At 57.9% G+C, this 25,845-nt stretch carries 29 protein-coding genes and 1 tRNA gene; 16 read left to right on the plus strand and 14 right to left on the minus strand.

What is annotated here, in order from left to right:
- Positions 1-115: 115 nt before the first annotated feature.
- From rpmA to ACE4RL_RS03040, 3 genes are all read right to left on the minus strand, one after another.
- The gene (gene rpmA, locus ACE4RL_RS03030; RefSeq protein WP_104892783.1) at positions 116-382 is read right to left on the minus strand and encodes a 50S ribosomal protein L27; all 267 of its coding nucleotides are present in this window, start codon (positions 380-382) and stop codon (positions 116-118) included.
- Between the two features lie 19 nt (positions 383-401).
- A complete protein-coding gene (locus ACE4RL_RS03035) occupies positions 402-1,052 on the minus strand; it encodes a 50S ribosomal protein L21 (protein ID WP_375599059.1) in 651 nt (216 codons plus the stop codon).
- A 237-nt stretch (positions 1,053-1,289) separates the two neighbouring features.
- Positions 1,290-2,063: an MBL fold metallo-hydrolase gene (locus ACE4RL_RS03040; RefSeq protein WP_375599060.1), complete on the minus strand. Its 774-nt coding sequence runs from the start codon at positions 2,061-2,063 to the stop codon at positions 1,290-1,292.
- A 207-nt stretch (positions 2,064-2,270) separates the two neighbouring features.
- Here ACE4RL_RS03040 and ACE4RL_RS03045 point away from each other — a divergent pair.
- Positions 2,271-2,360: transfer RNA gene (locus tag ACE4RL_RS03045), tRNA-Ser, on the plus strand.
- A gap of 85 nt (positions 2,361-2,445) precedes the next feature.
- The gene (locus ACE4RL_RS03050; protein WP_375599061.1) at positions 2,446-4,032 is read left to right on the plus strand and encodes a DUF6538 domain-containing protein; all 1,587 of its coding nucleotides are present in this window, start codon (positions 2,446-2,448) and stop codon (positions 4,030-4,032) included.
- Between the two features lie 327 nt (positions 4,033-4,359).
- Here ACE4RL_RS03050 and ACE4RL_RS03055 read toward each other — a convergent pair whose 3' ends face one another.
- The 6 genes from ACE4RL_RS03055 to ACE4RL_RS03080 form a co-directional block, all read right to left on the minus strand.
- Complete coding sequence (locus ACE4RL_RS03055; RefSeq protein WP_375599062.1) at positions 4,360-4,665, minus strand: hypothetical protein; 306 nt, start codon at positions 4,663-4,665, stop codon at positions 4,360-4,362.
- Positions 4,666-4,707: 42 nt separating this feature from the next.
- On the minus strand, positions 4,708-5,553 hold the full coding sequence (locus ACE4RL_RS03060) for a DUF3883 domain-containing protein (protein WP_375599063.1): 846 nt from the start codon (positions 5,551-5,553) through the stop codon (positions 4,708-4,710).
- 63 nt (positions 5,554-5,616) lie between these two features.
- A complete protein-coding gene (locus ACE4RL_RS03065; RefSeq protein ID WP_375599064.1) occupies positions 5,617-6,528 on the minus strand; it encodes a plasmid partitioning protein RepB C-terminal domain-containing protein in 912 nt (303 codons plus the stop codon).
- Positions 6,525-7,421, minus strand: a complete 897-nt coding sequence (locus ACE4RL_RS03070; protein WP_375599065.1) for a plasmid partitioning protein RepB C-terminal domain-containing protein — start codon at positions 7,419-7,421, stop codon at positions 6,525-6,527. The genes ACE4RL_RS03065 and ACE4RL_RS03070 overlap by 4 nt, the downstream gene beginning before the upstream one ends.
- Positions 7,421-8,365 (minus strand): recombinase family protein, encoded by a 945-nt coding sequence (locus ACE4RL_RS03075; RefSeq protein ID WP_375599066.1) that lies wholly within the window; start codon positions 8,363-8,365, stop codon positions 7,421-7,423. The genes ACE4RL_RS03070 and ACE4RL_RS03075 overlap by 1 nt, the downstream gene beginning before the upstream one ends.
- Positions 8,366-8,393: 28 nt before the next feature.
- Positions 8,394-8,981, minus strand: a complete 588-nt coding sequence (locus ACE4RL_RS03080) for a recombinase family protein (RefSeq protein ID WP_375599067.1) — start codon at positions 8,979-8,981, stop codon at positions 8,394-8,396.
- 132 nt (positions 8,982-9,113) lie between these two features.
- Here ACE4RL_RS03080 and ACE4RL_RS03085 point away from each other — a divergent pair, with 132 nt between their 5' ends.
- On the plus strand, positions 9,114-9,419 hold the full coding sequence (locus tag ACE4RL_RS03085) for a hypothetical protein (protein ID WP_375599068.1): 306 nt from the start codon (positions 9,114-9,116) through the stop codon (positions 9,417-9,419).
- Positions 9,420-9,453: 34 nt separating this feature from the next.
- Here the strand turns inward: ACE4RL_RS03085 and ACE4RL_RS03090 are convergent, their stop codons facing one another.
- Complete coding sequence (locus ACE4RL_RS03090; protein ID WP_375599069.1) at positions 9,454-10,179, minus strand: hypothetical protein; 726 nt, start codon at positions 10,177-10,179, stop codon at positions 9,454-9,456.
- Positions 10,180-10,299: 120 nt separating this feature from the next.
- On the opposite strand from ACE4RL_RS03090, the gene ACE4RL_RS03095 reads away from it, so the two are divergent.
- The 6 genes from ACE4RL_RS03095 to ACE4RL_RS03120 all read left to right on the plus strand — a co-directional run bounded on the left by ACE4RL_RS03095 (position 10,300) and on the right by ACE4RL_RS03120 (position 16,936).
- Positions 10,300-10,563, plus strand: coding sequence for a hypothetical protein (locus ACE4RL_RS03095; RefSeq protein WP_375599070.1), 264 nt, complete (start codon positions 10,300-10,302; stop codon positions 10,561-10,563).
- Positions 10,564-10,614: 51 nt separating this feature from the next.
- Positions 10,615-11,148, plus strand: coding sequence for a very short patch repair endonuclease (locus ACE4RL_RS03100; protein WP_375599071.1), 534 nt, complete (start codon positions 10,615-10,617; stop codon positions 11,146-11,148).
- A gap of 133 nt (positions 11,149-11,281) precedes the next feature.
- On the plus strand, positions 11,282-12,316 hold the full coding sequence (locus ACE4RL_RS03105) for a DNA cytosine methyltransferase (protein WP_375599072.1): 1,035 nt from the start codon (positions 11,282-11,284) through the stop codon (positions 12,314-12,316).
- A 3-nt stretch (positions 12,317-12,319) separates the two neighbouring features.
- Positions 12,320-14,695 (plus strand): ATP-binding protein, encoded by a 2,376-nt coding sequence (locus ACE4RL_RS03110; RefSeq protein WP_375599073.1) that lies wholly within the window; start codon positions 12,320-12,322, stop codon positions 14,693-14,695.
- 35 nt (positions 14,696-14,730) lie between these two features.
- Positions 14,731-16,368 (plus strand): DEAD/DEAH box helicase family protein, encoded by a 1,638-nt coding sequence (locus ACE4RL_RS03115; RefSeq protein WP_375600227.1) that lies wholly within the window; start codon positions 14,731-14,733, stop codon positions 16,366-16,368.
- Between the two features lies 1 nt (position 16,369).
- Positions 16,370-16,936 carry a hypothetical protein gene (locus tag ACE4RL_RS03120; protein ID WP_375599074.1) on the plus strand — a complete coding sequence of 189 codons (567 nt, stop codon included), beginning with the start codon at positions 16,370-16,372 and terminating at the stop codon, positions 16,934-16,936.
- A 40-nt stretch (positions 16,937-16,976) separates the two neighbouring features.
- Here ACE4RL_RS03120 and ACE4RL_RS03125 read toward each other — a convergent pair whose 3' ends face one another.
- The gene (locus tag ACE4RL_RS03125) at positions 16,977-17,210 is read right to left on the minus strand and encodes a hypothetical protein (protein WP_375599075.1); all 234 of its coding nucleotides are present in this window, start codon (positions 17,208-17,210) and stop codon (positions 16,977-16,979) included.
- A 380-nt stretch (positions 17,211-17,590) separates the two neighbouring features.
- Between ACE4RL_RS03125 and ACE4RL_RS03130 the strand changes: the two genes are divergently transcribed.
- From ACE4RL_RS03130 to ACE4RL_RS03155, 6 genes are all read left to right on the plus strand, one after another.
- Complete coding sequence (locus ACE4RL_RS03130; protein ID WP_375599076.1) at positions 17,591-17,758, plus strand: hypothetical protein; 168 nt, start codon at positions 17,591-17,593, stop codon at positions 17,756-17,758.
- A gap of 153 nt (positions 17,759-17,911) precedes the next feature.
- Positions 17,912-18,874, plus strand: coding sequence for an ArdC family protein (locus ACE4RL_RS03135; RefSeq protein WP_375599077.1), 963 nt, complete (start codon positions 17,912-17,914; stop codon positions 18,872-18,874).
- Between the two features lie 87 nt (positions 18,875-18,961).
- On the plus strand, positions 18,962-21,031 hold the full coding sequence (locus ACE4RL_RS03140) for a ParB/RepB/Spo0J family partition protein (RefSeq protein WP_375599078.1): 2,070 nt from the start codon (positions 18,962-18,964) through the stop codon (positions 21,029-21,031).
- Positions 21,032-21,112: 81 nt separating this feature from the next.
- Complete coding sequence (locus ACE4RL_RS03145; RefSeq protein ID WP_375599079.1) at positions 21,113-21,532, plus strand: hypothetical protein; 420 nt, start codon at positions 21,113-21,115, stop codon at positions 21,530-21,532.
- Positions 21,519-22,571, plus strand: a complete 1,053-nt coding sequence (locus ACE4RL_RS03150; RefSeq protein ID WP_375599080.1) for a toprim domain-containing protein — start codon at positions 21,519-21,521, stop codon at positions 22,569-22,571. The genes ACE4RL_RS03145 and ACE4RL_RS03150 overlap by 14 nt, the downstream gene beginning before the upstream one ends.
- A gap of 307 nt (positions 22,572-22,878) precedes the next feature.
- A complete protein-coding gene (locus ACE4RL_RS03155; RefSeq protein WP_375599081.1) occupies positions 22,879-23,817 on the plus strand; it encodes a DUF2493 domain-containing protein in 939 nt (312 codons plus the stop codon).
- A gap of 29 nt (positions 23,818-23,846) precedes the next feature.
- Here the strand turns inward: ACE4RL_RS03155 and ACE4RL_RS03160 are convergent, their stop codons facing one another.
- Together ACE4RL_RS03160 and ACE4RL_RS03165 are read right to left on the minus strand one after the other, a co-directional pair.
- Positions 23,847-24,266: a type II toxin-antitoxin system MqsA family antitoxin gene (locus tag ACE4RL_RS03160; RefSeq protein ID WP_375599082.1), complete on the minus strand. Its 420-nt coding sequence runs from the start codon at positions 24,264-24,266 to the stop codon at positions 23,847-23,849.
- 2 nt (positions 24,267-24,268) lie between these two features.
- Complete coding sequence (locus ACE4RL_RS03165) at positions 24,269-24,574, minus strand: type II toxin-antitoxin system MqsR family toxin (RefSeq protein ID WP_375599083.1); 306 nt, start codon at positions 24,572-24,574, stop codon at positions 24,269-24,271.
- A gap of 304 nt (positions 24,575-24,878) precedes the next feature.
- Between ACE4RL_RS03165 and ACE4RL_RS03170 the strand changes: the two genes are divergently transcribed.
- Positions 24,879-25,199, plus strand: coding sequence for a DUF736 domain-containing protein (locus ACE4RL_RS03170; RefSeq protein WP_375599084.1), 321 nt, complete (start codon positions 24,879-24,881; stop codon positions 25,197-25,199).
- A 63-nt stretch (positions 25,200-25,262) separates the two neighbouring features.
- On the opposite strand, the gene ACE4RL_RS03175 is transcribed toward ACE4RL_RS03170, so the two are convergent.
- A complete protein-coding gene (locus ACE4RL_RS03175; protein ID WP_375599085.1) occupies positions 25,263-25,811 on the minus strand; it encodes a hypothetical protein in 549 nt (182 codons plus the stop codon).
- Between the last annotated feature and the right edge of the window lie 34 nt (positions 25,812-25,845).

A 25,845-nucleotide genomic window follows, 5' to 3' on the forward strand; every position in this document is an offset into this window, starting at 1 on the left:
GATGCTCCGGAAAGAAAAAGGGGAACCGGCGGACCAGTTCCCCTTGCATCTGCTTTGTTTTTTCAAACGCGGCGCCGGGGAACTGGTCTCCGGCGGGTTTGACAGGCCTGCCGGGTTATTCGGCGGCCTCTGCCGGGACGACGGACACGTGTACTTTGGAGTTCGCACGGGTGCGGAACGCCACGGTGCCATCGACCAGAGCGAAAATGGTGTGATCCTTGCCCAGGCCGACGCCGGTGCCCGGAGCCCACTTGGTGCCGCGCTGACGCACGATGATGTTGCCGGCGATGACAGCTTCACCACCGAACTTCTTGACGCCGAGACGACGGCCAGCGGTATCGCGACCGTTGCGGGATGAACCGCCTGCTTTCTTATGTGCCATGGTTCTTTGTCCTTATTCCTTAGTCGGCCTTGGCGCGGGGCGCCTTGCCGGCGATGAGATCCTTGGCCTGCGCGATCCATTCTTCGCGTTCGATGCGGCCCTTGAAGTTCAGCTCTTCGTCGAACTTGGCCACGTCTTCGGCAGTCCAGTCGGCAATCTGCTTGAGGCTGGTGATGCCGGCGGCAGCCAGCTTCTTTTCCAGTGCGGGGCCAACGCCACCGATCAGCTTGACGTCGTCCTTGAACTCGGCGGCCGGCGCGGTCTCTGCCTTGGGGGCGGCCTTGGCTTCAGCCTTCTTGGCCGGCTTTTCAGCAACGGCTTCGGTCTTGTCGGCCTTGGCTGCGGCCTTCACCGAGGGCTTCTTGCCGCCGGTCAGAATCTCAGTGATCCGAACGGTCGAGAGCAGCTGGCGGTGGCCATTGCGGCGACGCGAATTGTGGCGGCGGCGCTTCTTGAAGATGATAACGGTCTTCTGCTTCTTGGTCTCAAGCAACTCGGCCGCAACAAGTGCGCCTTCCACCAGCGGGGCGCCAACGGTGTCGCCAACCATGAGGACCTGGTCGAAGGTGACGATGTCACCTGCTTCAGCATCGAGCTTTTCGATCTTGATGACGTCGTCGGCAGCAACCTTGTACTGCTTTCCGCCCGTCTTGATAACGGCAAAAGTCATGTCGTCTGCCACGTGAGTTGTCACGTGGTCCCTTTTTCTGTCGCGCTCTGCGGCGCCGCGGTTGCATGCCAATTCCGCGGGCTTTTCGGATGGTCTGGGCCGATAATCGACCGGCAGCCTCGAGCAGCGTTTTCAAACAAAAACCAGCGCACCGGACGGACCGGTGCGCAGATTGGGTGGCTTATCGGGGCAAAAGCCCCAAGAGTCAAGCCGCTTGCTTGGCGCCTGGGGGTTGGTTCAGGCCCGGTTCGGATACCAGTTGCGTAACCGCACTTCGACGTCCGCATCCACATCGGTTTCCAGCGGACCGAGATCGCTTTCGCCATAGTGGTAGGGATAAATGATGGCCGGCTTGAAGGTGTTGATGGCCTCGACCGCCTGATCCGGCGTCATGGTATAGGGCAGGTTCATGGGCAGGAACGCGACGGCAATGTCGCTCAGGCCCAGCATGTCCTCGGTCGGTTCGGTGTCCCCGGCAATATAGACTTGGCTGTCCCCGAAGCTCAGCACATAGCCATTGCCGACCCCCACGGGGTGATAATTCATGCGGTCGTCGGTGACGTTGTGCGCAGCAATGGCACGGACCGCAATATCGAGAATGGTGCCGTTCTCGCCATTCGCCATGGCCGTGGCATTGGCCTTCAGGCCCTCGGGCAATTTGGCGTGCACATCGGCATTGGTGATCAGCGGGGCATCTCCGGCAATGGCTTCGAGCGTGGGCACATCGAAATGGTCGCCATGGCCGTGGGTGATCAGGATGGCCGACGGCGCTGGCAGGGCGGCATAGCGTTCAGCGCCCCCGACAGGGTCAACATAGATCGCCTTGCCATCGAATTCGAGCACGAGGCTGGCGTGATCGACAGGGTGGATCACCAATTCGCCTGCGCTGGTGGTGAGCGTGTCGGCCATGGGCATCTCCTGGGCGTGAGCCGTAGTGGCGGTGAGATTGGCGGCAATGCCGGCCAGGGGCAAGCCAGCCATGCCGGCAACGACGGTACGGCGCGTGACCATGTTTCAGTCTCCCGTTAGGTCTCAATAGCACGAACACTAACGGGGCAATGCGGCACCGGATTGCGCTGCACGCAATTGTGAGCTGTTCCAGGAGGCAGATTTGTCATGAGGTGTACGCACAAGGGGTGTTGCAGGCATGACAAGGCTATGTCATAAGCCGCCCCGTATCGACCAGCCGCGCCCCTTTGTCGGGCGTTTCGATCTCGCGGAGAGATGGCAGAGCGGTTGAATGCACCGCACTCGAAATGCGGCATAGGGGCAACTCTATCGGGGGTTCGAATCCCTCTCTCTCCGCCATTCTTCCAAAAATGTCAGGATTTCTGGTAACCCTCTGGGGTTAATGGCTTTGCAACCGCGCGACTGGTACACAGGAGCGGTACACATGGGCCTCAGAATGGCGACACCCTGGAAACATCCTCAATCGGGAATATATTGGCTGCGCCGCCGCGTGCCCGCCGACCTTGTTGGCCTGGTTGGTCACCGTGAAGAGAAGTTCAGCCTGCGGACCCGCGATCCAGCTGAGGCCAAGTCAGTCTACTTGAAGGCAGCGGCTGAGCTTGAGGCTCGCTGGACAAAGCTAAGGCAAGGTACCAAGCGCATTACCCATAAGGAAGCCACGGCGATCGCCGGTGAGTTCTATCACCGCCTGGTGACCAGCCACGAGGATGATCCCGGCGATGCCAAACTGATCTTGGGAAGGTTACTTTCGGATCAGGTTTCAGCAGGATCGCCCGACGTCAAAATCGTCGCGGCAGGGGATCCCGACATCACCGGTCGACTGTTGGAGAAACTTAAGAACCAACACCGACCTGCTGTCGACGCTTACCTCAAAGAGCGCGGCGAGCTGGTCGACCAGGAAAGTGCAGACCGAGTATTGGCTGCGGTGAACGTCGCCATGTTGCAGGGGCGGGAGCAGGTACTTCGCTTTGCGCAGGGTGACTACAGGCCGGACCCCAATGCGGACCGGTTCCCGCCGCGTCAAGCTGAGCCTGCCAGGGCGCATGAAGTTCAGCACGAACCTGATCACTTTGAACTTGCCACAATCTACGAAAAATTCGCGGAAGAGGCCAAGCACGCCATGGCCACCCGGAAGAAGTGGCGTTCCATTATTGCCGAGGTGGCCAAGGACGTTCCGGACATCCGGAATTTGACCGACCACTGGTGCCTTGCCTGGAAGGACCGTTTGCTTGCTCGGGGACTGTCTGCGCGGTCAATTCAGTTCGGCTATCTCGCGGCATTGAGGTCAACTTGTGCCTGGGCCGTGACGAACAAGCGAATTGCCTCCAATCCAGTGGAAGGCATTTCAGTAAAGGTCCCCAAGGCAAAGAAGGAGCGTCCGAAGGGCTACACCGATGCTGAGGCCGTGGACATCCTCGGCCTGACGTTGAAGCCAGTCGAGCAACGACTCTCTGATGAGAACAAAGCCGCACGGCGCTGGGTTCCCTGGATCTGCGCCTATACCGGCGCGCGCGTCGGCGAGATCGCTCAGCTCAGAAAGCAGGACATTCAGCAGAGGGATGGTGTCTGGTTGTTTTGGATCACACCAGAGGCAGGTACGGTCAAAGACGGCAACAGCCGCCATGTGGCCATTCATCCTGATCTCTTCAAACAAGGATTCTTGCGCTTCGTGGAAAAGTCGCCTGCCGGACCGCTATTTTACAGCGAAAGCCGCCGTCGCGGTGGCAGCACGGAAAACCCGACCGCCAAAAAGGTTGGCGAACGGCTTGCAGCTTGGATCCGGTCAGAGGGATTTACGGACAAGCGCGTTGCGCCCAATCATGCTTGGCGCCATCGCTTCAAGACCCTTGCGCGTCGACATCAGATCGACGCGGGTGCTCGGGACTATATGCAGGGACATGTATCGAGCAACGAAGCAGAACAGTACGGTGAATTTGAGCCAGCAGTGCTTCTGGCGGAAATCTCCAAGTTGCCAGCGTATGCTGTCTGTCAGTCCGAGCAAGGCGAGTGAAAAAGCATGATTGCATGCAATGCTGATATGCATGCAAACTTTGAGTTCAGCTGCAGAAAGGGCGCCAAGTCTCGGCTGTATCAGAAAATCTGGAGCGAATACCAAGAGAAATTACGGCGTTGATAAGGCTGCTCTAGTGACAGAATGGGGCCCGAATGCGGGCGGGGAGCTTATGGCGGCTGGTTGGCTGAAGCAGACATCTACTCAGCCAGCAGCATAAGCTTCGCTCAAACAGCGTCGTCGATTCTCCGCAGTTGGAGGTGAAACACTGATTTCTGTTGAAATAACCCAAGTTGTGCTCCAGAAGCCAAGGTTCTGATCTGAGCATCAATCGACAATAAATGGTCCGTTTTGCTGAACATCTGGCCAGCGAGCGATTCTGTCGACTTTTTCGCCGGATCCCTCGCTGGAAGTGCCGGTGACCAGTTCCTTCTCCAGTCTTTCGAGGTCGTCCAACGTGAGCCCGGCCTTGGTCATCCGCTGGTGCAATGCGATGAGCTGCTGGTGCAATGCGATGAGCTTAAGGCGGCGATCGACACGCTCCGTCATTGCGTCGCGGTTCACCCATCTGGAAATGAGCCAGCCAAGACCGGTTAGCGTCGCAGTCATCGCAGCAGTCAGAACCTGAACCAACGTGACCCTCCTTCGATGGAAGGATGATAAGCGGCCCCAGGCTCAGGTGGATAAGTGCGCCGGCGCAGCGCGCCACGTCTCCGGGTCTAGCCGGAGCATCTGCTCAAGCGGTGGCCGGACGGTGAATATCTTCGGCTGCTGCGCGAACAGGTGGACACGATACAAGTGCCAATGCTCAGGCCGCTCAGCTGCCACCGCCATTTCATTGCGGGTCATGAAGAAGGGTGTCTGCGCGGCACCGTTGGTGGTCTTCACCTCGATCAGGCGTTCCTTGCCCGCAGGATCGAACGAGAGGATGTCGAAGCCGGCGCCATCTCCATCCTCCATCGCGACCCAGCGGACCTTGCCGGCAAGATCGCTTCTGTCCTGGGCGAACAGGCGTCGGCGCTCAATGTCGACGACGAACTCCTCCCCTGCTCGACCAAGCTGTCGGTTTCGGAAGTCTCGTTCGACGGGATCGAACTTGCGGACGAGCCGCTCGAGGCTGGCGCGGCGCGGTCGGGGCGCCGATGCAGGCATGGCGGTAAACACATCATCGGGTGCGATGACCGTGGGAGCGATCAGAGCTGGCACCTGGTCAACGGCCTCTCGATGTCCGCTGAGGTAGCGGTCCACGGCCTCGAAAAGGGCATCCTGATAATTCGGTGCTGGCTTGTAGCCCCAGATCCATGGAAGCCCAAGCTCCTGCAGGACCGCAGAGATGTTTCGGTGCTTGAACTCGACCGATGCCGCCGACCGACCGGTCTGCTGCATAAGAACGGCACAGTGGTGAGCTTTGACGTATGGGCGCTTGGCCAACTCCTCCCCGAGCATGGCGAAGTAGTCAGCGATGATCGCGTCGAGCTCGATTGGATTCCAATCCTCGCCCTGTCTCCTCTGATCGGCCATGGCACCCCCCGGCGACAGGATGCATGAGTTGGCCGGCATGGGGAAGTCATGATGCTCATGACGCTATTGAGCGGACACCACCCTGGGCGCCACCGACTCGATTTCGGCAACAGCCTGAAATTCGCCCAGGTACTCATGCCGGTTCTGAGCCAGCCAACGCACTACGCGCGCATTTCCCAAAAGCTTGGCGACATACCCCTTCGCAACCGTCAGGTGGAGATTGTCCAAGCCATAGTCGTCCTCGACGGACTTGATCTGGGTCTGCAGGCTGACGAGCTCCCTTTCCAGCATTGCGATCTGTTCGCGCGTCGAAGCCGGCTCTGGAGTCTTGGCACGAGCGATTGGCACAAGCTGGTTCTCGGGCGTGGCAACCAGCAATGCGCGAGCGAACACCGCCGTGAAATTCTGCTGTCCCAGCATCAACTCGGCCGCCTCGATCTGCCGTAGAGGCGTCATCTGTCGAAGGATGTCGAAAACGCGGAATGGGCACGGCGCATTGTGCAGCAGCTGCACAACGTCGCCGCATATGCCATTGAGCATCTGTTTGCGCCGACGTATCGACCCGGCCTCGAGGCCCAGCGCCTCAGCGATCTTGGACTCGGGCACGCCGCGCTGGATGGCACGAACGATCATCCGATGCTCCTGGACAGGCACCAGCCGGTTCACCCGCTTGTTGTAGGTATAGGTGTCGTCATCGGTGGCTACGATACACTCCACGCGATCAATGCCCAAATCTTTGAGGGCTTCGATCCGCAGATGGCCATCGAGCAGGAAGAACTTGTCGGCATGAGATGGATCGCGCGACACCACCGGCGCCTCAACAAGGCCGATGGCTCCGACCGAGCGCAGAATTTGCGCGTACTTCTTGCTCTCCTTGGTCCCCGGCCGCATCGCCTTCAATGGCACTATCTGCGAGAGCGCCAGATTCACGCCCTCGGACTCGAATGCCAACTTGATCGGTTTTTCCTCGCTCATGACACGTCCTCGCCGGTTATTCTCATGGCCAAGGCCTTGGGCATCGTGTCCAGCCTTTCCTCGTGCAGCATGGCGGTGAAGGCTTTGTCGCTCAAAAGGTCCTTGAGCGCCTCGACGATGAAGAGCAGCTTGCGCTGGGTGAAGTCAGACTTCTTGACCAGTATGCGCTGCTTCTCGGCCTCCCGCTGGTAGACTTTCATCAGGTCCACCGGTGTGATCTTGCGCGAACCACGCAAGGTGCCGAAACCACTGTCCTGCACCCGCCGGTTTCGGCGCTCGCGTTGGTCGAGGACACGTCGTATCGCAGTCAGCTTCTTCCCCTTGATCTTCCCACCCTGGTAGGCGTCGAGCAGCAAGTTTTGGACGTCAGCGGTTTCGGACCGTGATATGTCGATGGCCAGGCTCAACGGGATGAGCCCACTCTCCACCGCCGACACCAGCCGCTCCTCGCCGTCATTTAAGAGCTTGCTCAACATGCTCACATAGCTTGCGCTGAGACCGGTCTTGGCGGCGATCTGCTTATCTGTGTAACCGCGCTGAGCCAGGTTGCCGATCTCCTGCATCAGGTCGATCGGACGATGCTTCCGGCGCGCGATGTTCTCGACGAGGCTCATTACCAGGCATTCGTTCTCGTCGGCCTCGATGATGACGGCGGGTATCTCCGTGGCGCCAAGGAGCTTGAAGGCCTCGATGCGACCCTCGCCGCATACCAGATCATATCGATCGCCGTCGGGTCCCCGCTTCCGGCTCACGGTGATGGGGCGCTTGAGCCCGATGGCGTCAATGTTGTCGACGATCTCCCGGTGATGCTTCTTGTTCCGCGATCTCGGGTTGATGGTGGTGATCGCCGAGATGGGAATCATCTCGAGCTTCTGCGCGTGCTGGACGGCCATTACGCTGCCTCCCTGAGCTTGACTGGACTGACGAAGGAATAGAATTCGGTGAGGTCGTCGAAGCGGTAGGCGTCGATGCCGAGGCCGTTCTCCTCGCAGATCTTGAGCTTGCCGCGGTTCAGGTCGATGCTCGGCAGCAGGTAGTAGTCGAGGACATCGACATTGTTCGCAGACATCCGCACCACGATGCTTATGGCGGGCATCAAGCCATGGTCGAAACGCAGCTTCCAGCGATGGGAACCTGCCGGCGTGCGCTGGCACCTCACGATGACGATCGAGGCAGTAAACTCGCCGTTGACCGTCAACAGGTCGTTCAGCGGATCTACCACCACGACCGAGCCCCAATGCCTGAGCGAGCGTGTCACTTCTGCCACCACTTCCGGGTGTCGGGCGCGCAGGACGCGATTGATCTCGATGTAGCGATAGTCCCGGCGTGGCCGATAGCCGATCAGCTCATAGGCGCGCAGTAGGCTCCCAAACCTGGACCGATAGGCGCTGCTGGAAGGCATGCCCTCGGTCTCGTCGATGGTGATGCCGGAGATGACGCCAGACCGCTCGCACAGGTCACGCAACGCATCGAGCAATTCCTGGTCGGTCAGCCGGATCGATCTGGCCTTGATGATGGTCTGAGCGGCGTCGAAGATGTTCCTGTCTACGATCGCTGGGAAGGCGCCATCCGACCTGATCCACATCCCCGGATCGTTCTTCACTCTCTTCTTCTTGAGCTTGAACGACACACGATTCCAGACGTTGTTGCCGAGGTACTTCTCGTTGATCAGGATTTGGTGGATGGCCCCGCGGCTCCATTGCTTGCCGAGATCGGACAGGATGCCCTCAGCGTTGAGCGTGGCTGAGATCTCTTTCTCGCTGCGGTTGTCGTGCACGAAGAGCCGATAGATGCGCCTTACGATCGCTTGCTCCTCGGGTGGACCGAGCGTGAGCACCACCCTATCTGTCTGGATGCTCTTGTGCTCACCTCGGGCGAGCACGCCCTTCTGCCCCCCCCGACTGGTCGATCAGCATGCGTCGAAAGCCAAATCCGGGCGCACCGCCTTGCCGGAAGCCGAGCTCGATCAGATGGCCTTGCCCGATCCAGACCTTGGATGAAAGTTCGCGGCTGTACTCGCCGGCCATGGCGCGCTTCACGCCCTTGACGATGGTGGAGACCGGCGATCCATCGTTCTCGAACATCTCGCCGCAGTAGTGCACGGCAATGCCGGCGCGGCGGCAGATGTATTCGTAGTAGGCACTCTCGTCGGCGTCCTGGAAGCGCCCCCAGCGGCTGACGTCATAGACGAGGATGGCCTCGAAGTCGGCCGCGCCGCTCTCGACATCGGCGATCAGGCGCTTCAGCGCATCACGACCATCGAGGCGAAGACCGCTCCTGCCCTCGTCGGCATAGGTCCTGATGATCTCGAAACCACGATGCGTCGCATATTCCTGAATGATCCGCGCCTGGTTCTCGGTCGAATACTGCTGATGCTCCGTCGACATCCGAACATATTCGGCAGCGCGTTTTGGTGGGTCGTCTGGATGAGCACTCGAAACTTCATCGGCCACGGCGAAGACTCCTGCTTCGCCAAGCGCCACTTGGTCTGACGAAACTTCCAATTGTCGGCTGGGACTTTATCCTCGGTTGACGCGGATGTTGTTGCCTATTGTGGGCAGAGTTTTGCACCAAGGGGATCGGCCATGGAGCAGGATTTCAATCGCATGGTGGCGGCTGCACTCCGCAACGAACTGGGCGACAGCCGACGCAGCGTGAAGACGGTCATGAACTGGACCGGCACCTGCGAGCGCACCGCCAAGAACTGGCTCGCAGGCAGTTGCGGGCCCAGTGGGCATCACCTCGTACAGCTGGCGCAGCATTCCGACGAAATCTTCGACCTGTTCCTCGTCATGAGCCAGCGCCGGCCGATGATCACGTCGATGTCGCTGGTCAGGCTACGCGCCCATTTGGTGGAGACTGTCGAAAGGCTCGATCGCCACATCGTATGAAGGCGCGACCCAACCAGGGACATCGTGCACCCCGCTACCGGCCCATGCCGAGCATGAGGGGCTCCGGCTCGGTCTCCTCCTCGGGCCAGTTGTAGCCGGCAGCGAAAAGCTCGACGAGGACATGCTGCTGGCCATCTTCCAGCCTCGCGGCATAGGAGCCGTTCAGCTCGAGGCGCTCGTACAAGATCGCGATGGAGGCTACGGTGAACGTAGGGATGACCGGATCAGCTGTGCCAGCATTCCGAGCGAAAGCCGAAGGAGCCAGCCGGAACAGCCTCGGCTCAATCATCAACATATCCGGCAGCGCCATCTTACCATCGCTCATGATCATGCAATAGAATGGGAATACGCCAGTGCCCGTCGTTGTGATGAAGACGGACAGGTCTTCGGAGCCGAACCATCGACGATCATGGTGCATATACCGGTGGCCATCAGGCGAATTGTTGCAAACCGCCTCCATGACCTGACGTTGGACATCGCGAGAGAACTGGGGCGCTTCCTGGAACCCCTTGCCGATCAGCAGATCATCGATCTTTGTTCCGACCGGATGTCCGGCATTGTCTAGTGCAGCAGCGAACATTTGCGCCTCTGCGGCGGTCATGCATTGCGCGACCTTGGTTTCGACGGCGAAGCCGTCGCTCGTCCAGTGGGTCAGTGTCAGATCAACTCTTCCGCTGGAGTGCAGTGGTGAAATTTTCCACTGACGACCGTGAGAAGCCTCTCGAACAAGCCAACCAGGTCTTTTTGCCAACCAATGCATTCATCTTCTCCATCGTTGATGGAAAAGATGAATGCCAAAGATGCATAGAACCAGCTGCCTGACTATTGCCTGGACGACCAAGGAGCGTAAGGCTGATGTCAGGACGCTTTGGGGAGAGCGATGCGAGTTCCCGATCACCCACCGAGGCCGGTACAGCCGATCACCCGACTGTCGCAATACCGCGATGCCGGATATGTGCTGATCAGCCATTGCTCAACAGGCCGCAGCCATCAGCACGTCATCGTCTATGAAACGGTGATGGCCGAGCACGGCGATGCCGAGGTCGATTTCGCCTTCAAGGTTTCGATGAGGTGTCCGGAATGCGGGGCAGCCGGCGGCGGGATGAGTATCCTGCAGGAGCCCGTCGTGCGATGTATCATTTGACTGAACGTGAGCCTATCGATTGGCACCTCCCGCAGCCTTGGTCATCGAGGAATGACAGACGAGAAAGATCAAATCGTCGAAATCGCTGAGAATGGCGAGGCGGACGAACACGTCGTCTCTGCCGAACGCTCGCGCGTGATGCGCGCGGTGCGTGGCAAAAACACTAGGCCGGAGATCAAGGTCAGAAAGCTGCTGCACCGGATGGGACTTCGGTTTCGGTTGCACGACCGGCACTTGCCTGGGAAGCCGGATATCGTGCTCCGAAAACACCGCACCATCGTCTTCGTTCACGGGTGCTTCTGGCACCGTCACGAAGGCTGCAAGCTCACCCGCACGCCGAAGTCGCGGGTGCAGTTCTGGACTGACAAGTTCCGCACCAATGTTCGTCGAGACGCGATGAATGTTGAAGCGCTGAAAGAGGCAGGTTGGAATGTTATCGTGGTCTGGGAATGCGAGGCGAAAGACCTAGCTGCGCTAGAACAACGGTTTCTTGTTGCCCTCCACGATTCGGCGGCCGGACGCCGACCGCCTGTTGAAACCCACAAGGCCTCAGTTCAGAAATTTCCTTTGGTGTCCAAGCATTGACAATGGCAAACGCCAGCCTTCAGAAAAAGATTGGGTGATTCTTTCTGCAAACTTTGTCAAAATCCATGAGAAATGGATTCGCGGTCAACGCTTGATCGATGTTGGTCCGGGGCAATAGTTTGGAGCGTTGAAGGTGAGTAACTCGGCCTTGATGACAGCGGAGCCCGCTGTTTCGCGTTGGAAAGAGTCGGGGACAATCATCCCAATCAAGGCTCGCGAATCGGTCAGCAAGAAGTACAGCACAGTTTCGCTCTTCTGCGGATGCGGTGGGCTTGATCTCGGCTTCGTCGGAGGCTTTCGCTTCAAAGACCTCGAATATGTTGAGCAGCCGTTTGACGTGAAGGCCGCTTACGACTTCAACGACAAATGTATTGATACCTACCGACAGAACATCTCCGAACATGCTGAGGTTAAGGACCTCTCCCAGTACGACCCGCGGGAGGTGCCGGCCGCAGAGGTTCTTATCGGCGGCTTCCCTTGCCAAGACTTCGCCTCGTGCGGCCCTCGAAACGGCCTCAACTCAGAGCGTGGAAGACTTTATGAGGCGCTTCTTCGGTACATGGACGTTCACAAGCCCATGGTGGTCGTCGGAGAAAACGTCATCGGCTTGGCCAATATTGATGGCGGCCGGGCACTGGAAACGATCAAGGCTCGTTTAAGTGAACGGGGTTACAAAGTCCAGATATGGACCTTGTTCGCTCCCGATTACGGCGTGCCCCAGACCAGAACTCGATTGTTCATTGTCGCTGTTCGGGAAGATCTCAAAGGCTTCCCCGAGCAGCCTGTGCCCACGCATGAAAATGGATACCGCACACTACGCTGGGCGATTGATGATCTTCGCGATGTGCAAGATGAGAGCATCCCCAACCAATCGCAGTATTTCCGAGCGTCCAAGGCAAAGCGAGGCAATGGCCAGGGTGACGAAAAGTCCAAAGCCGACGCGCCTGGTTACACGGTGAGGGCAAACGCGAAATCGCGCGTTCAATTCCACTACGATCTGGAACGCCGGCTCACGGTTCGAGAGTGCGCGCGCATCCAGACTTTTCCAGATACATTCACGTTTGCACACTCTGCCACCACCAACATTATGCAGATTGGAAACGCTGTTCCACCAATGTTGGCGCACGCCGTCTCCACGTCCATTGCTCGTTGGTTGGAGCAGCTTTAGGCCATGACGGACAAGATCGACATAACACCCACACCGCGCGTGCTACGCACGCTCGGTGATATTCCGTTTGACACTTGGCAGTGCTTCGCTGAGCTAATCGACAACTCGCTAGACGCCTTCAAAGAGGCGTCCGAGCGCGGCACGATGATCGCGGATCCAACAGTTGAAATCTATTGGAGTGGAAATAGCGTCGCACCCAGTGAACGTGTCCTTGTGGTTGAGGACAACGGCCCGGGCATGACCTTGGAATCCATGCAGAAGGCCAGCAAGGCCGGCTATTCGTCCAACGACCCCATCCACAACCTCGGATTGTTCGGGATGGGCTTCAACATAGCCACGGCCAGACTGGGCGACCAGACGACGTTGCTGTCCACTCGAGAGGGTGATTCAGAGTGGGTTGGGATTCGGATCAACTTCGACAAGCTTATTCGGAATCAGTCTTTCTCGGCCGACGTGGTCCGTCTGCCGAAGGACGATCCCAGCTCCAGCGGAACGAAGATCGAGGTCAGCTCCCTCAAGGAGGGGGTTTTCAATGACCTGAAGAACAACACCGCTCGTATAAGGCGAAGGCTGGAATCCATCTATTCGCCTATTCTTGAGAAGGCGAGCATATGCATCAGACTGCAAAATAACCGGCTGAACCCTAAGCCACATTGCGTCTGGGCGGAAGAACGATTCGTGATGCGGAACGGCGAAAAGGTGTATGCCATCCAGTCGCTTGATCGGGACCTCGGCGAGACGTTTTTCGACATGTTTCGAAATAGGTATGCCACTGAAGATGAGGCGGCCGACTATGAAGCCACCCTGAGCAGAGGCGGGAGCCTGCCCGAACAGGTTGTCAAGCGTTCGCGCCGGCTTAAAGGATGGCTTGGCATACAGCGGTTCTCGGACACCTCTGAGTTCGGCATTGATTTCATCCGAAATGGCCGAAAAATCCTAATAGCGGACAAAACCCTCTTTTTTGTCGAGAACCCATCCACGGGGTCCTTGGAACAGGAGTACCCTGTCGAGCTCGGTTCCACGGTCGGCGGTAGAATAGTTGGTGAGGTCCACGTCGACTATCTGATGCCGACCTATCAAAAGAATGACTTCGATCGAACCGACCGTGGTTGGCGTATGACCATGGAGGCTATCCGCGGTGGCGGGGCGATTTTGCCGGGCAAGCGGAAGGCTCATTCCACAGAGGGCGAAAATCTATCGCCCCTGGCAAAACTGGTGAACGCATACCGTCGAACTGATCCAGGGACGAAATGCCTCGCGGTGAGCAAGTCCGTCGCGAGAGAGCTTCTGCAGGGATATCAGTCCGGGCAAAAGGACTACCAGTCCGACGAAAAATGGTTCCGCGCGGCGCAAGAGTTCGATCAGCAAAAGAACGAAGGGGGGGATGGCAACACTGTCGTCAACGCTGGAGACGCCCTTTCGGACGACATCGATCAGTACCTGGAAGTCCAACACACCACGAAGGTCAGCGAAGCCGCGAAGGCGGCGCCTTCCTCGTCGGTTGTTGAGCCCAGCCCAAGCTCCGAACGAGACGATCTGATTGGTTGGTCCGAAAAGCAGACCCACTTGTCCGGTAAATACTCATACTCTTCCAGCATTCCAGGTTTCGACGTGGTGGCGTGGAAAGTCCGGCCTGGTCATGTGATACGAGAGAATGGGGACAAGCCGCCGTTCGTGCTCTTTCAAGATGGGATCGCGGTCGACTTCTTCTTCGATCCCAAGCACCAAATATTCCAGGAGTATCCAATCACTCCCAAGCAGCTGCTCCTCTTAGGGTTAGCGGAAAAATTCCAAGTACGTGACCGGGCAGTCTCACTCAAGTCAGCTTATACCTCTTTGGTTGATCTGCACATGGAGGATGAGAAGATCTGGCCGCAGGGATTGATCGAGCGAGCGAGCTCGATTTTCACTACGGCCAAGGAGCGGCTGCCTGAGCTGGTGGGGGGCGACGTTCGCGCCTTCCAAGCCGTGTTCAGGGCCTACCCATCTGATGGAGAGATACTGGCGGCGAAGATCATCGACGTATCCCCGACAGCCTTCCAGTCGCTGCAAGCCGTGCTAAATGACGAGATCGGAGAAGAGAACGAGAAGGACATCGATGTCGACTTCTTGCGATATGTCTCTGAAGCGACTGTAGTCAGGCTCGTCGAAGCCATGCCCGAGAAATTTCTCGATGGTTCACTATTCCAAATGGCGTATTCGAGCATCAATCTGCCGAATGGCGGCACCGAACGGCTGCGGCTCCTGGTAAAAGACACTATCGTGTCCTACCTCAAGGACGCGCAGAGACTGCTGTCGGAGGGTGGAAGCAAGCTTTCGAAGCCCGAGCTGATCAGGGCCGCGAACACTCTCGCCATCCTTGAGGCCAAGCTATCGTGAACGAGGCCGCTGGCACTTTCCTAACACCAGCGATCATGTCAGGCGAGTTGTGGAGGCCACTGGAGCTGGCAGTCACTCGCCTTGTCTCCCATGCGGGCTGGCGCAGTGTTCAGGATATCGGTCAGTCAGGGGATAGGGGCGCCGACATCTTGGCTGTAAAGCCGAACGTCGCAGGAGACCAAACTTTCTTGTTTCAGGTGAAGGCCGTCTCCGGTCCGTCATACGTCGGTGTCAGCGCTATCGATCAGGCCGTACGAGGGCAGGCTCACTACGGCGCCAAGGTGGTTATCGTGGCCACCAATGGTGAATTCACGAAATCCGCCTACAAACGCAAGGACCAGCTTTGCGCTCAGGGCTTTGACGTTCGTCTTTGGAACGGGACAGTCCTCGAAACCCTCGCGAACAGAATGAGTGTTCGTTCCGCCGCCTATAGGGAGCCGCGGGACTATCAGGGTAGGATCGTGGATAGGATCATCAACAACGTGGACGCCCAGGTGAGGCGCTCGCTGTTCGTGGTGGCGACCGGGTTGGGGAAGACCGTGATAGCTGCGACCGCTGCAGATCGGTTGTTCGCCCGCAGTTTCAGCCGCATCCTCGTGCTTTGCCATGCGGTTGATTTGGCGCAGCAACTCCAGCGCGAGTTCTGGCCGCAACTGGCAAAAAACATTCCCACTCGGCTGTTCATGGACGGACAGCCTCCTGTTCCGATCAACGGCATAAATTTTGGGCTCTACCAGAGCCTATTCAACCAACTTGGCGGTGTGAGCCCTGATGCGTTTGATTTGATCATTGTCGATGAAGCGCATCATGCCTTGGCGAATGCCTTCGGGTCTACCCTTGAGCACCTAAGACCCAAACACCTCATCGCCATGACTGCCACCCCTTGGCGGGGAGACGGGCGGACCGTGGAATCCTATTTTGGCGATCCAATCGAACGCCTTTCGCTAGTCGATGGCATGAAGTCGGGATACCTCGCCAAGGTGGACTATCGACTCATGACCGACAATATCGACTGGGACGAAGTTCCGCGCTTAGCCCGAAAATCGGTATCGATTCGAGATTTGAACCGGCGGTTGTTCGTACCGCAAAGAGACGAAGCCGTGGTCGCCGAGATCCGGAAGGTTGCCTCTCAGATTGCGAATCCGCGGATCGTGGTCTTTTCGCCGTCCAAGGCGCATGCAGCAAGCTTCGCTGACATGCTTTCGGCGGCAGGTATCGCTGCCGCTAACATGTCCGTCGAGGACAAATTTGAGCGCAGAAAACTTCTGGTGGAGTTCAGCGCCGGTCGGATACGCGCACTCACCGCGGTCGACGTCCTGAATGAGGGCATTGATGTCCCAGACGTGAATCTCCTCGTGTTCTTGAGGGCTACGCACTCAAGACGCATATTCGTCCAACAGTTGGGACGGGGTTTGCGACTCGCGCTCGGGAAAGACAAAGTGATTGTTTTGGATTTTGTCACCGATATTCGACGGATCGCAGCCGTCCTTGAGATGGACAATGAGGCCAAGGAAGAACCAAAGGCAGGCGAAATAGAGCGGGTCTATCTACGTGATGGTATTGTGCAATTCAGCAATCCCTCTTCCAAGGCTTTTATTGATCAATGGCTTGAGGATGTGGCGAGTTTGAACGATGCTGATGATGCGCAAAGATTGACCTTTCCAGATTGCTGACATGAGTAACACCCCTCCAATCGAAGTCGCCCGGCTTATAAAGGACAAGGTCTATGAGGCCGCCGACCAGGCCCATTACCTGACAAACAGTCGTACGCAAAACAGCCAGTTCATTGCCAGTTTGGTGGATGAAGCGGAAGTCGGCGGTGTACTGAAGGGATTTATGGCCCCTGGCGAGGTCCGAACCTACATCAAGGACGCAGTCCTCAATCGGTACAGCAAAGATAAGGCCGCTGAAGCAGTACCGGATGATTTCGAAGCATTGTTGGCTAGGAAGTTCGGGAAAACCTACGTCGAGATGGAGCGCCTTGACGGAGGTTGGTTACGTCTTCACAGATGTCTGGACAAACCTGGGTATGTGGTCACGTCGGTTGGGACCTATCTGAAGTGGGAAACCGCCCTTAGAAAGGCCCTCTTGTATATTCCAGGGAAGCCCTTTTCTCAGGGACCAAATTCCGTTGAAGTTCTTTTGCTGCTCTATGCCCAGGGCCGGCGCGTCACCGATCCTGATCGGCGCCTTCTGGAAGACGCATTATCATGGTGTTGTGCAAGCGCCCACATACTCTAGTAGTATGTTGAAGTGTACCAATGCAGCTCCTCCGTTTTGGTCAGCCTGCCGCATGCGCTTCAGCTTCCGAACAGAACCAACGTTCTCCATGCGACGCGCTGATGCGCGTCTCATCATAATATTCCTGTCCGGGCACGTGGTAGATGCGCTGGCCCCGGGTGTTGATGTTGCCCTTTATGTTGCAAGCGCCGTTTTCTTGAGCGGTCGCAACAGACGCCCATAGTGAAAATGCAGCAAAGCCAGATATGGCAGCGATGATGATGATGCGTTTCATTGAGCCCTCCACACTAAGATGGCACGCAACATTTTCGCCGACAGCCGTCTGCCAAACCCAGCAGCATACTGTAGGATCCGACGTGATCAATTCGCGCCGAGACATTGGACATCGGTCTGTGTTGCTACCGGGAATCAGACGCGTTTCGGGCCACGAGATCTGATTGTGGGGTTTGGTTCTGGGCCTGAATCGTGCCCAGCCCGCTCGCCGTTCGTCGCCTTTGTGGCTCAACGCTGTCCGCTCGGTTCAACCCCTGAAGGGTCCGCTATGCCTTGCATGCGGTCGCTGCGCCAAGAGCTGCGCGATGACCTCGTCCATTGCCGAGCCTTTGGGGCGCTGTCGAGCGGGGATGGTCCCCGCCCCAAGACAGGAACCGCACCATGTCACACGATCTCGCTCTGGCTCGCAAAGCCGCCTGGACACTGTCCCGATCCCTGATGGCTTCAGTCATTCTGTTTCGCGTTGAAGACCAGTTCGGTTTTGTGGAAGCGACAGAATTCGATGGCGAAGAGGCTTCCATCATTCACGAATACGATCCCTATGCGTGAAGCGGGTGGTGGCGAGAGCCATGGGCTCTCGCCACATCAGGGGAGCAAGTCCCTTTGATCGGTCTTGGATAAGAGGCAGAGGTCGGCCCGGCCCTTTTGACAGGGATGGAAGGCGCGAGAGCGGCTTGCGCCGGCCTGTCGCGGAGACTGGCCATGGCCCAGCAGCAAGACCGAACGAGCCTGTACGCAGAAATCACCAGCAAGATTGTTGCGGACCTTGAGAAGGGGCGTGTACCCTGGGTCCAGCCATGGGGAAGCGGCGGGAGCGCTTCACCCCTCGACCTGCCCAGCAATGCGGTCACCAAACGTCGGTATTCGGGCATCAATGTCCTGATCTTGTGGGGTGCGGTGATAGAGGGCGGGTTTGCCAGCCAGACCTGGCTTACCTTTCAGCAGGCCAAAGAGCTGGGCGCCCAGGTTCGGCGCGGCGAGCGCGGCACAACGGTCGTCTATGCCAGCCGCTTCATTCCAGGCGGGAAGGGCCAGCCGGCCAAGGTCGTCGAGGGTGGTGGGGCACGCGGCATTCCCTTTCTCAAGCGGTTCACGCTGTTCAATGCCGAACAATGCGACGGTCTGCCCGAGCATCTCGTCGTGCCGATTGTGCCCCCGGCCCGCGACCTGATCTTGCCGCAGGCTGATCGCCTCATTGAAGCCACGGGCGTGGATTTTCGCATCGGCAGCGTTCGCGCCTATTACGATCCCGCCAATGATTATGTTCGGGTGCCGCCACCGCAGGCCTATTTCGATGTCATCAACTGGCATCGGACCGCGTTTCATGAGCTGACCCATGCCACGGGTCATTCCAGTCGCCTCAACCGGGATCTGACCGGCAGTTTCGGTTCCAAGAAATATGCCCATGAAGAGCTCATTGCCGAGATTGGCGCCGCCTTTGTCTGCGCCGCGCTCGGTATTGTGCCGACCGTCCGGCATGCCGACTATATCGGCGCCTGGCTCGAGCTTTTACGGAACGATGATCGCGCCATCGTCCGGGCGGCCAGTGCGGCGTCAAAGGCTGCCGACTATATACTTGCCTTTCAGGACAAGCAGGATGTTGACGCATGGTCGGGGCGTGCCGAGCCGCAGCAGGTCCACTCTGCAATCGACGTTGCGGAATAGTCGAGAGGAAGAGAGGAGCTGGTCTCTTCGTGACGGGTTGAAGGCCGAGAGAGAGGTTTCGGTCGGCCCGTCGCGGAGACAAAAACCATGTCAGATGTCGCAGACAAGATCAGCCTCAGCCCCTCCCGAGATATCCCCTTCAACAAACTGGTTCTGAGCCAGTCCAATATCCGCCAGGTCAAGGCAGGTCTCTCGATCGAGCAATTGGCCGAAAGCATCGCGCAGAAAACGCTGCTGCAAAGTCTCAGCGTCCGCGCCATTGTCGACGGAAATGGCCAAGAAACCGGCATGTATGAAGTGCCCGCCGGTGGCCGACGCTTTCGGGCCCTGCAACTCCTGGTCAAGCAAAAGCGCATGGCCAAGACCCAGCCCGTACCCTGCATTGTCCGGGAAGGTGGCTTTGCTGAGGATGATAGCCTGACCGAAAATATCGAACGGGCAGATCTCCATCCTCTTGATCAATTCCGCGCGTTTCAGGCGCTGCGCGACAAGGGGCTTGAGGAAGAAGACATTGCCGCGCGCCAGTTCGTCTCGGTCAATGTCGTCAAGCAAAGGCTCAAACTCGCGGCGGTTTCGCCAAAACTGCTCGATATCTATGCCGAAGACGCCATGAGCTTTGAGCAGCTGATGGCCTTCACGGTCAACAGCGATCACGCCCGCCAGGAACAGGTCTGGGATACGGTCAGCAAGGGTTGGAACCGCCAAGGATACTATATCAAGCGCCTGCTCACCGAAGGCGCGGTCAATGCCGGTGATCGGCGCGTGCAGTTTGTCGGCCTCCATGCCTATGAGGCGGCCGGCGGCATCGTCACCCGTGACCTGTTCGAGGAAGATGGTGGCGGCTGGCTGCAGGACGTGCCGCTTCTCGAGCGTCTGGTCGCTGATCGCCTGAAGGCGCTCGCTGACCAGGTCCAGAGCGAAGGTTGGCGCTGGGTCGAGACGGCCGTCGACTTTCCCTATGGTCACACTGCCGGACTGCGGCAACTGGTTGGGGTCACGGAAACCCTCGACGATGATGACAAGGCCGCACGGGCTGCACTCCAAGCCGAATATGATCAATTGCTCGAAGAGCATCAGGGTGATTTGCCGGACGAGGTCGATGCCCGACTAGGGGAACTCGAGCGCATGATTGCGCTCTTTGACGATCTTCCCATGCGTTATGCCGAAGAAGAAATGGCACGCGCCGGGGTCTTCATTCGTCTCAACGGCGATGGCAGTGCCGATATTGCGCGTGGCTTTGTGCGCTTTGAGGATGAACCCCGCGCAGAGGCCGATGGTGGTGAGGGGGTCGGCGACATCGATCCCGAGAATCCGGACAGCACCGACCGTTCCAAAGACACTGCCAATGCATCGAACGAAGTTGATGGTGATGGTGAGGACGATGGGGACCAGGGTGGTTTGCGCCCACTCTCAGAACGCCTGAAGCTGGAACTGACCGCTCACCGTACCTTGGCCCTCCGCGATGCCTTGGCCAACGACCCTCAGGCAGCCCTGCTGGTGCTTTTGCATACGCTGGTGCTTGGGCTGTTCTATCCCGGTCGCGGGCAAGAGACTTGTCTTGAGATCGGCATGCGCCAGACGAGTTTTTCTGCCCAGGCCCCGGGCCTTGCCGAGAGCCTCTCGGCCCGCGCCATTGAGGCCCGCACTGGCGCCTGGCGGGAGCAACTTCCTCAGGACACGGATGGTGTCTGGGATGCGATCAGCGCTCTTGATCCCGATAGTCGGCACATGCTCCTTGCTCATTGTCTGTCACAAGGGATCAATGCCCAGCATGACCCCTGGGGGCGAGGTGGACGACGGATCAGTGCCGATCAACTGGCCGAATGCGTCAACCTCGATATGGTCACTGCGGGCTGGCAGCCGACAGTGGACAATTATCTTGGGCGTGTCCCCAAGCCGCGCATCCTCGAAGCCGTCGCCGAGGGTCGTGACCAACGTTCGGCCGACCGCATCGCGCATATGAAGAAACTGGAGATGGCGAAGGAAGCCGAGACGCTGCTTTCGGGTCGCGGGTGGCTGCCGGACCTGCTGCGCCAGCCCCATGCCGGCCAAGGCAAAGTTTCGGCAGTCCACGTGGATGAAGCCGAGATCGTCGATCCCGATACCACCGTCGGTTCAATGGACGCGGACGCCGCGCCAGCGATCGCCGCTGAATAGCATCCTTTCTCCCGCCCCAACCATCGCGTGGCCCGGCAGATCTGCTGGGCCACTCCCATCTTCATTGTGCAGGAGATGCACATGCGTGCTTTCTCGATAGAAATGACGGCATCGATCCGGGCAAACAGATGTCGAACCTACCAGGCCGCTACGCTGGAAACCGCGTGCGAATTGGCCATGTCGGACATGGATTGGTCCGGCGCCGATATCGCCGGCGAACCAAATCCGGTTGGGTCCATTACCGCGGTGCGGGCAGATGGCTGCCAGCTCATCGTCCCCGAAACCTTTGCCGAACCTGGCTTTGCAAATGGCAATGCATTTGAAGTTGCCATCGGGCTGCTGAAGATCTTCGCTACCGACAGCCGGGCGGGTCGGCAAACCGCTTCCCATTGGCTGGATCGCGCCTTTCTGGCCATCGAACTGGCGGAAGCCAATGCGGAAAATGAGAGCGGGATCATACAGAGCCCCCGCCAGACCTGTCCCGAAAATGGCTGCGATTGACTCGACCCGACAGACGGCATCGGACCTTACCGTTCGCCTGGCACAGCGGGCGGAAGCGGTTTGCAAGTACTACCTGTCCAACGGTGTCCGATGCGGCAATTACTGGTTGGTGGGTGATGTCAAAAATTGTCCGGGACGATCCCTCTTTGTCCGGCTGACCGGGCCAGAAAGTGGACGCGGTGCAGCCGGGCGATGGTCCGACGCCGCCACGGGCGAATTTGGCGACTTGCTCGATGTAATCGCGCATAGCCAAGGGTATTCTGCATTTTCCGAAGTCGCCCACGAAGCGCGTCGCTTTTTGTCGCTGCCTCAAGGGCCGAACCTCCATTCTGCGAGCACAGGTGTCGCTCCCATCGACAAAGGCCAAAAGGCAAAAAAGCTCTTCGACGCATGCCAGCCGATTTCGCATAGCTTTGCCGAGACTTATTTGCGAACACGCGGTCTCGATGGCTTCATCGACTATGCGGCGCTGCGGTTTCATCCCCATGCATATTTGCGCGACCCCACGACAGGTCACCGGATATCTCGTCCCGCTTTGGTCGCTGCTGTGACCGACGCTGCCGGGACAATCGTCGGTGTCCAAAGGACCTTTTTGCGTTTCGATGGCCAGGACAAAGCGTCAATAGCCGACCCGCGTCGATCCATGGGCAGCATATTTGGGCATGGGGTTCGCATCGGTTGGAATGGCTATGATCCAAAAGTCATTGCTGTTGGAGAAGGCCTCGAAACCGTCCTATCTCTACGCACGGCATTGCCCAAAATGCCGATGGTCGCCTGTCTTTCTGCCGGGAACCTCGGTGCATTCGTGCCTCCACCAGGTCTGCGGCGCCTCTATATTGCCCTCGACGATGATCGAGCCGGACACCAGGCCGCAAGCCGATTGGCGGACCGAGCACGCAATCTCGGGGTTGGCGTCCACTTCATCTGGTCTCAATGCGGTGATGCCAACGACGATTTACGCGCCCTCGGCTTTGATGCTTTCAGGGCGAGCGTTGTCAGCCAGCTTCTTGCATCAGACCGAAGCCGGTTCCAAGCCTGATGCCGGTCCTATGGCGTCATATGGTCGATCCTGAACGTCATTCCCGAACCACAGCCTGCTCCTGACCCGGCGCTTCTCTTGGCCTTCCAGCTGCGATCGGGCCGCAAGTCCGGTGGCCTCGCAATGGGTCGTCAGCGGTCTTTTCCGCCGCGTCGGGTTTTTACCCGCCGCTTTGCATCGCCAAAATCAAAAGACCGCTGCCTCTCCATCCTCCGCTGCGCTCCGGCCGACGCCAATGCGCCGGTGCAGTGCCACCGACCCCGCGGCCAAGAGGATCGCATGGAAGGGCCGATAAGAGATCGGCCCGATGCAAAAGGAGCAGGAAATGTGGGCCGAAGAACACGATGCGATCGATCTCGAACATATTTCGTCACCAACGGGCCGGGTCATGCAAAATCTCGAACTCTTCGGTTTTCGACCCAATAGCGATGAACATGATCCCCGCCCGCTCCCCCACAAGGATGACATTGCCGGGGCCGTCACCGAGCTCTTCGACACCATCACCGGAACCATGGATGAGACCTGCCTCGCACCCGAACTGGACGATGTGCTCTGGTCACTGGTCAACCTCTTCCACCGCGGTGCCGACCGGATGCAGCGTCAGCTTGATCGTAATGTCGATGCTCAGCACCATGCCCAGCGGGCTCAGGATGGTTCTGAAGTGCAGTCGGTTCTCTTGGAGGACCTGATCTGCGAGGGGCAATTGCTCACCGGCAAGCGCGACAGTTTTGAAGAGTTTCGCGATCGCGCCGCCGATCTATTTGAAATGCGAACCGGTTCAATCTGGCGTCCCCGTATGGGAACTAAAATTGGCCACAGGACAATGACCGCATCGATCATCGATAGCCGCGACTTTCTGGCCGCCAAGCGTAGTGCTGACATAAAACCTCTTATGCCCATGGGCACCAAGATCGGCTTTGCAGGAGGCCTCGACTGCAATGATCACGAAACCATTTGGAATGTGCTCGACCGTGTTCGGGCCAAACACGATGATATGGTTCTCATCCACGGTGGCAGTCCACGTGGGGCCGAACTAATCGCCGCAAAATGGGCCACAAATCGGAAGGTCGTGCAGATCGAATTCAAGCCTGACTGGACCCGTCACGCCAAGGCGGCGCCCTTCAAGCGCAACGACGCTCTGCTCGATGCAATGCCGGTAGGGATTGTGATTTTTCCGGGTTCCGGCATTACCGAGAACTTGGCAGACAAGGCGCGGCGCTTGGGCATTCCCGTCTGGAAATTTTGAGCGGGGCGCCCATAGCGCCCCTATTCTTTCTATCGAAGATCGTCGAGCAGCTCAGGATGACGGTCCAGTATTTTGAGCAATTGGGCCGTTGGACCACTCGGTTCGATCAAACCGCGCTCATATTTGTCGAATGCCGCCGGTCCGACCTTGAGAACGGCGCCTGCTCCGCGCTGCGATAGCTTGAGCTTTTTCCGAATGCGTCGGATCGATGCCGGTGTCGGCAGGCCCTCGACTTTTTCCTTCAACGCGCGCAGGGCCGTATCGACGACAGCCATGTCATCCCCAATATGGACGCCATCGCCTTCATCGCTCGGATAGTAACCCGGCAGGTCAACGGTGAGGGTTTCGCCTTTGTAGGATACTTCAAAAGGGCGCGTACCACGGGTCAGCACCTCGCCGGTTTCCGGAGAGATCATCCTTTCGGGAAACGGATTCTGCTTCGTCGCCATTCCTATCGCTCCTTGAACGACATGACACGGAACTCGGTGATCACGTCTGCCTGGAATTTCACATAGAGAGCCAGCCCCTCACCAGGGACATGGTAGACATCCTGCCAGACGCGATGGTCGAAATTGGTGGTCATCGACTTGTAAAACATGGTTGGCTCAATGCTGCTGATGGTCTTCACAATGGCCTGCCTGTCAAAACCAAGGCTTGTGGCATCGCGCAGCGCTGAAGTGGTGATCGCCAGGGCCGAAACAGTACCGAACGCCACCTTGATGGCAGCAAGATCATACGTTGGCCGTAGCTTTTCCATCGCGTCAATATGACACCATTAAGGTGTCAAATCAAGATGGGTCCGTGGCTGTTAAGCGAGCGCTCGAGAGAAATCGCCGTGGTTCAGGCGGAACCTGCCGATATAGCCATTGATGGTCCGTTCAAGACGCGTTTGACCAGAAATCACCCCCCGTTTCATGCCGCCTTTTTCCGTCGCGCCGCCCGGCATCAACCCCGGTGGGGTTCGCCCTTCGCTGCGCTGCGGTGACGCCTGGCTTTGGGCTCCTTCTTTTGGGCTGCATCGGGGGATGATCCCCGGACAAACTCAGAACGGAGAAATCAAAATGGCCACCATCGCAACGCTGAACACCAAGTCCGACGGTTCGCTCGAAGGCACTCTGGCAACACTGACGGTCACCGCACCGATCGCCGTCATCCCCAATGCCCGCAAGACCAAGGACAGCGCTCCGGACTACCGGATCATCTGCCGCAAAAACGGCTTTGAGCTCGGAGCCGGCTGGAACCGGGTCAGCCAGAACAGCGGCGCCGAGTACATCTCGGTTTCGATGAGCTCTCCCGAATTCGGGACGATTTACGGCAATATCGCCAACGCTCCCGGCGATGATGAAACCAAGAAGGTCATCATCTGGAATCCGGCGAACTAGGAGATATGATCGGCCCCACAACCCGTGGGGCCGACACTCTTGATTGAGTTCTGAAAATAGCAATCAGGCAGCTGCGTCAGTTTTCTTAGAAAGAATATTTTTATAGTGTTTTTCTAGACTATTTCTATTATCTGCGTAATTATCTGCAATTAGAAAATATAACTCATTCCTTTTTGATTCATTTGATCGCTGGTTGATCTCAGAAGTGAGCGTACGGCCTGCGTTATCCTTTGTGGATTTTATAGAGATTACTGGAATCATTTCGTCCACTATTCGTTTTATTAGTTCTGCATTGAGCTTTTGCTCTTCAAAATCCTCGGTGCTTTTACTGCCAACATAAAGATCATCGCGATAGCAGACAACTAGAGACCCCAGATCCTTCTTGTTTGCCAGCGAACGAAGGACCGGGCGGGCGACGATATCTGTCTCAAAGAAGACCTGGCCAATTTCAAACTCGCCAGGATAGGAGAATTTTTTCAGTTCTTCGATTGCTATGGGCCCACTAATGGCGTCGAAGAATTTTTTTATTTCGGCTGCCCTGCGGTCAGCCATGAACTGATTGCTTCCTCCAGATACAGCGACATATCCAACGATTGGCATTTTGATACCCACAACCCACCTCCAACGTGGCTAGATTCCCCCAGGT

Source organism: Devosia polycyclovorans, from assembly GCF_042181575.1.
GTDB classification, from domain to species: domain Bacteria; phylum Pseudomonadota; class Alphaproteobacteria; order Rhizobiales; family Devosiaceae; genus Devosia; species Devosia polycyclovorans.

Excerpts from the sequence above, each read along its gene's own strand:
- rpmA (WP_104892783.1), bottom strand. The coding sequence starts at position 382 with ATGGCACATAAGAAAGCAGGCGGTTCATCCCGCAACGGTCGCGATACC.
- ACE4RL_RS03035 (WP_375599059.1), bottom strand. The coding sequence starts at position 1,052 with ATGACTTTTGCCGTTATCAAGACGGGCGGAAAGCAGTACAAGGTTGCT.
- ACE4RL_RS03040 (WP_375599060.1), bottom strand. The coding sequence starts at position 2,063 with ATGGTCACGCGCCGTACCGTCGTTGCCGGCATGGCTGGCTTGCCCCTG.
- ACE4RL_RS03050 (WP_375599061.1), top strand. The coding sequence starts at position 2,446 with ATGGGCCTCAGAATGGCGACACCCTGGAAACATCCTCAATCGGGAATA.
- ACE4RL_RS03060 (WP_375599063.1), bottom strand. The coding sequence starts at position 5,553 with ATGGCCGATCAGAGGAGACAGGGCGAGGATTGGAATCCAATCGAGCTC.
- ACE4RL_RS03065 (WP_375599064.1), bottom strand. The coding sequence starts at position 6,528 with ATGAGCGAGGAAAAACCGATCAAGTTGGCATTCGAGTCCGAGGGCGTG.
- ACE4RL_RS03070 (WP_375599065.1), bottom strand. The coding sequence starts at position 7,421 with ATGGCCGTCCAGCACGCGCAGAAGCTCGAGATGATTCCCATCTCGGCG.
- ACE4RL_RS03085 (WP_375599068.1), top strand. The coding sequence starts at position 9,114 with ATGGAGCAGGATTTCAATCGCATGGTGGCGGCTGCACTCCGCAACGAA.
- ACE4RL_RS03090 (WP_375599069.1), bottom strand. The coding sequence starts at position 10,179 with ATGCATTGGTTGGCAAAAAGACCTGGTTGGCTTGTTCGAGAGGCTTCT.
- ACE4RL_RS03095 (WP_375599070.1), top strand. The coding sequence starts at position 10,300 with ATGCGAGTTCCCGATCACCCACCGAGGCCGGTACAGCCGATCACCCGA.
- ACE4RL_RS03100 (WP_375599071.1), top strand. The coding sequence starts at position 10,615 with ATGACAGACGAGAAAGATCAAATCGTCGAAATCGCTGAGAATGGCGAG.
- ACE4RL_RS03110 (WP_375599073.1), top strand. The coding sequence starts at position 12,320 with ATGACGGACAAGATCGACATAACACCCACACCGCGCGTGCTACGCACG.
- ACE4RL_RS03115 (WP_375600227.1), top strand. The coding sequence starts at position 14,731 with ATGTCAGGCGAGTTGTGGAGGCCACTGGAGCTGGCAGTCACTCGCCTT.
- ACE4RL_RS03120 (WP_375599074.1), top strand. The coding sequence starts at position 16,370 with ATGAGTAACACCCCTCCAATCGAAGTCGCCCGGCTTATAAAGGACAAG.
- ACE4RL_RS03125 (WP_375599075.1), bottom strand. The coding sequence starts at position 17,210 with ATGAAACGCATCATCATCATCGCTGCCATATCTGGCTTTGCTGCATTT.
- ACE4RL_RS03130 (WP_375599076.1), top strand. The coding sequence starts at position 17,591 with ATGTCACACGATCTCGCTCTGGCTCGCAAAGCCGCCTGGACACTGTCC.
- ACE4RL_RS03135 (WP_375599077.1), top strand. The coding sequence starts at position 17,912 with ATGGCCCAGCAGCAAGACCGAACGAGCCTGTACGCAGAAATCACCAGC.
- ACE4RL_RS03140 (WP_375599078.1), top strand. The coding sequence starts at position 18,962 with ATGTCAGATGTCGCAGACAAGATCAGCCTCAGCCCCTCCCGAGATATC.
- ACE4RL_RS03145 (WP_375599079.1), top strand. The coding sequence starts at position 21,113 with ATGCGTGCTTTCTCGATAGAAATGACGGCATCGATCCGGGCAAACAGA.
- ACE4RL_RS03150 (WP_375599080.1), top strand. The coding sequence starts at position 21,519 with ATGGCTGCGATTGACTCGACCCGACAGACGGCATCGGACCTTACCGTT.
- ACE4RL_RS03155 (WP_375599081.1), top strand. The coding sequence starts at position 22,879 with ATGCAAAAGGAGCAGGAAATGTGGGCCGAAGAACACGATGCGATCGAT.
- ACE4RL_RS03160 (WP_375599082.1), bottom strand. The coding sequence starts at position 24,266 with ATGGCGACGAAGCAGAATCCGTTTCCCGAAAGGATGATCTCTCCGGAA.
- ACE4RL_RS03165 (WP_375599083.1), bottom strand. The coding sequence starts at position 24,574 with ATGGAAAAGCTACGGCCAACGTATGATCTTGCTGCCATCAAGGTGGCG.
- ACE4RL_RS03170 (WP_375599084.1), top strand. The coding sequence starts at position 24,879 with ATGGCCACCATCGCAACGCTGAACACCAAGTCCGACGGTTCGCTCGAA.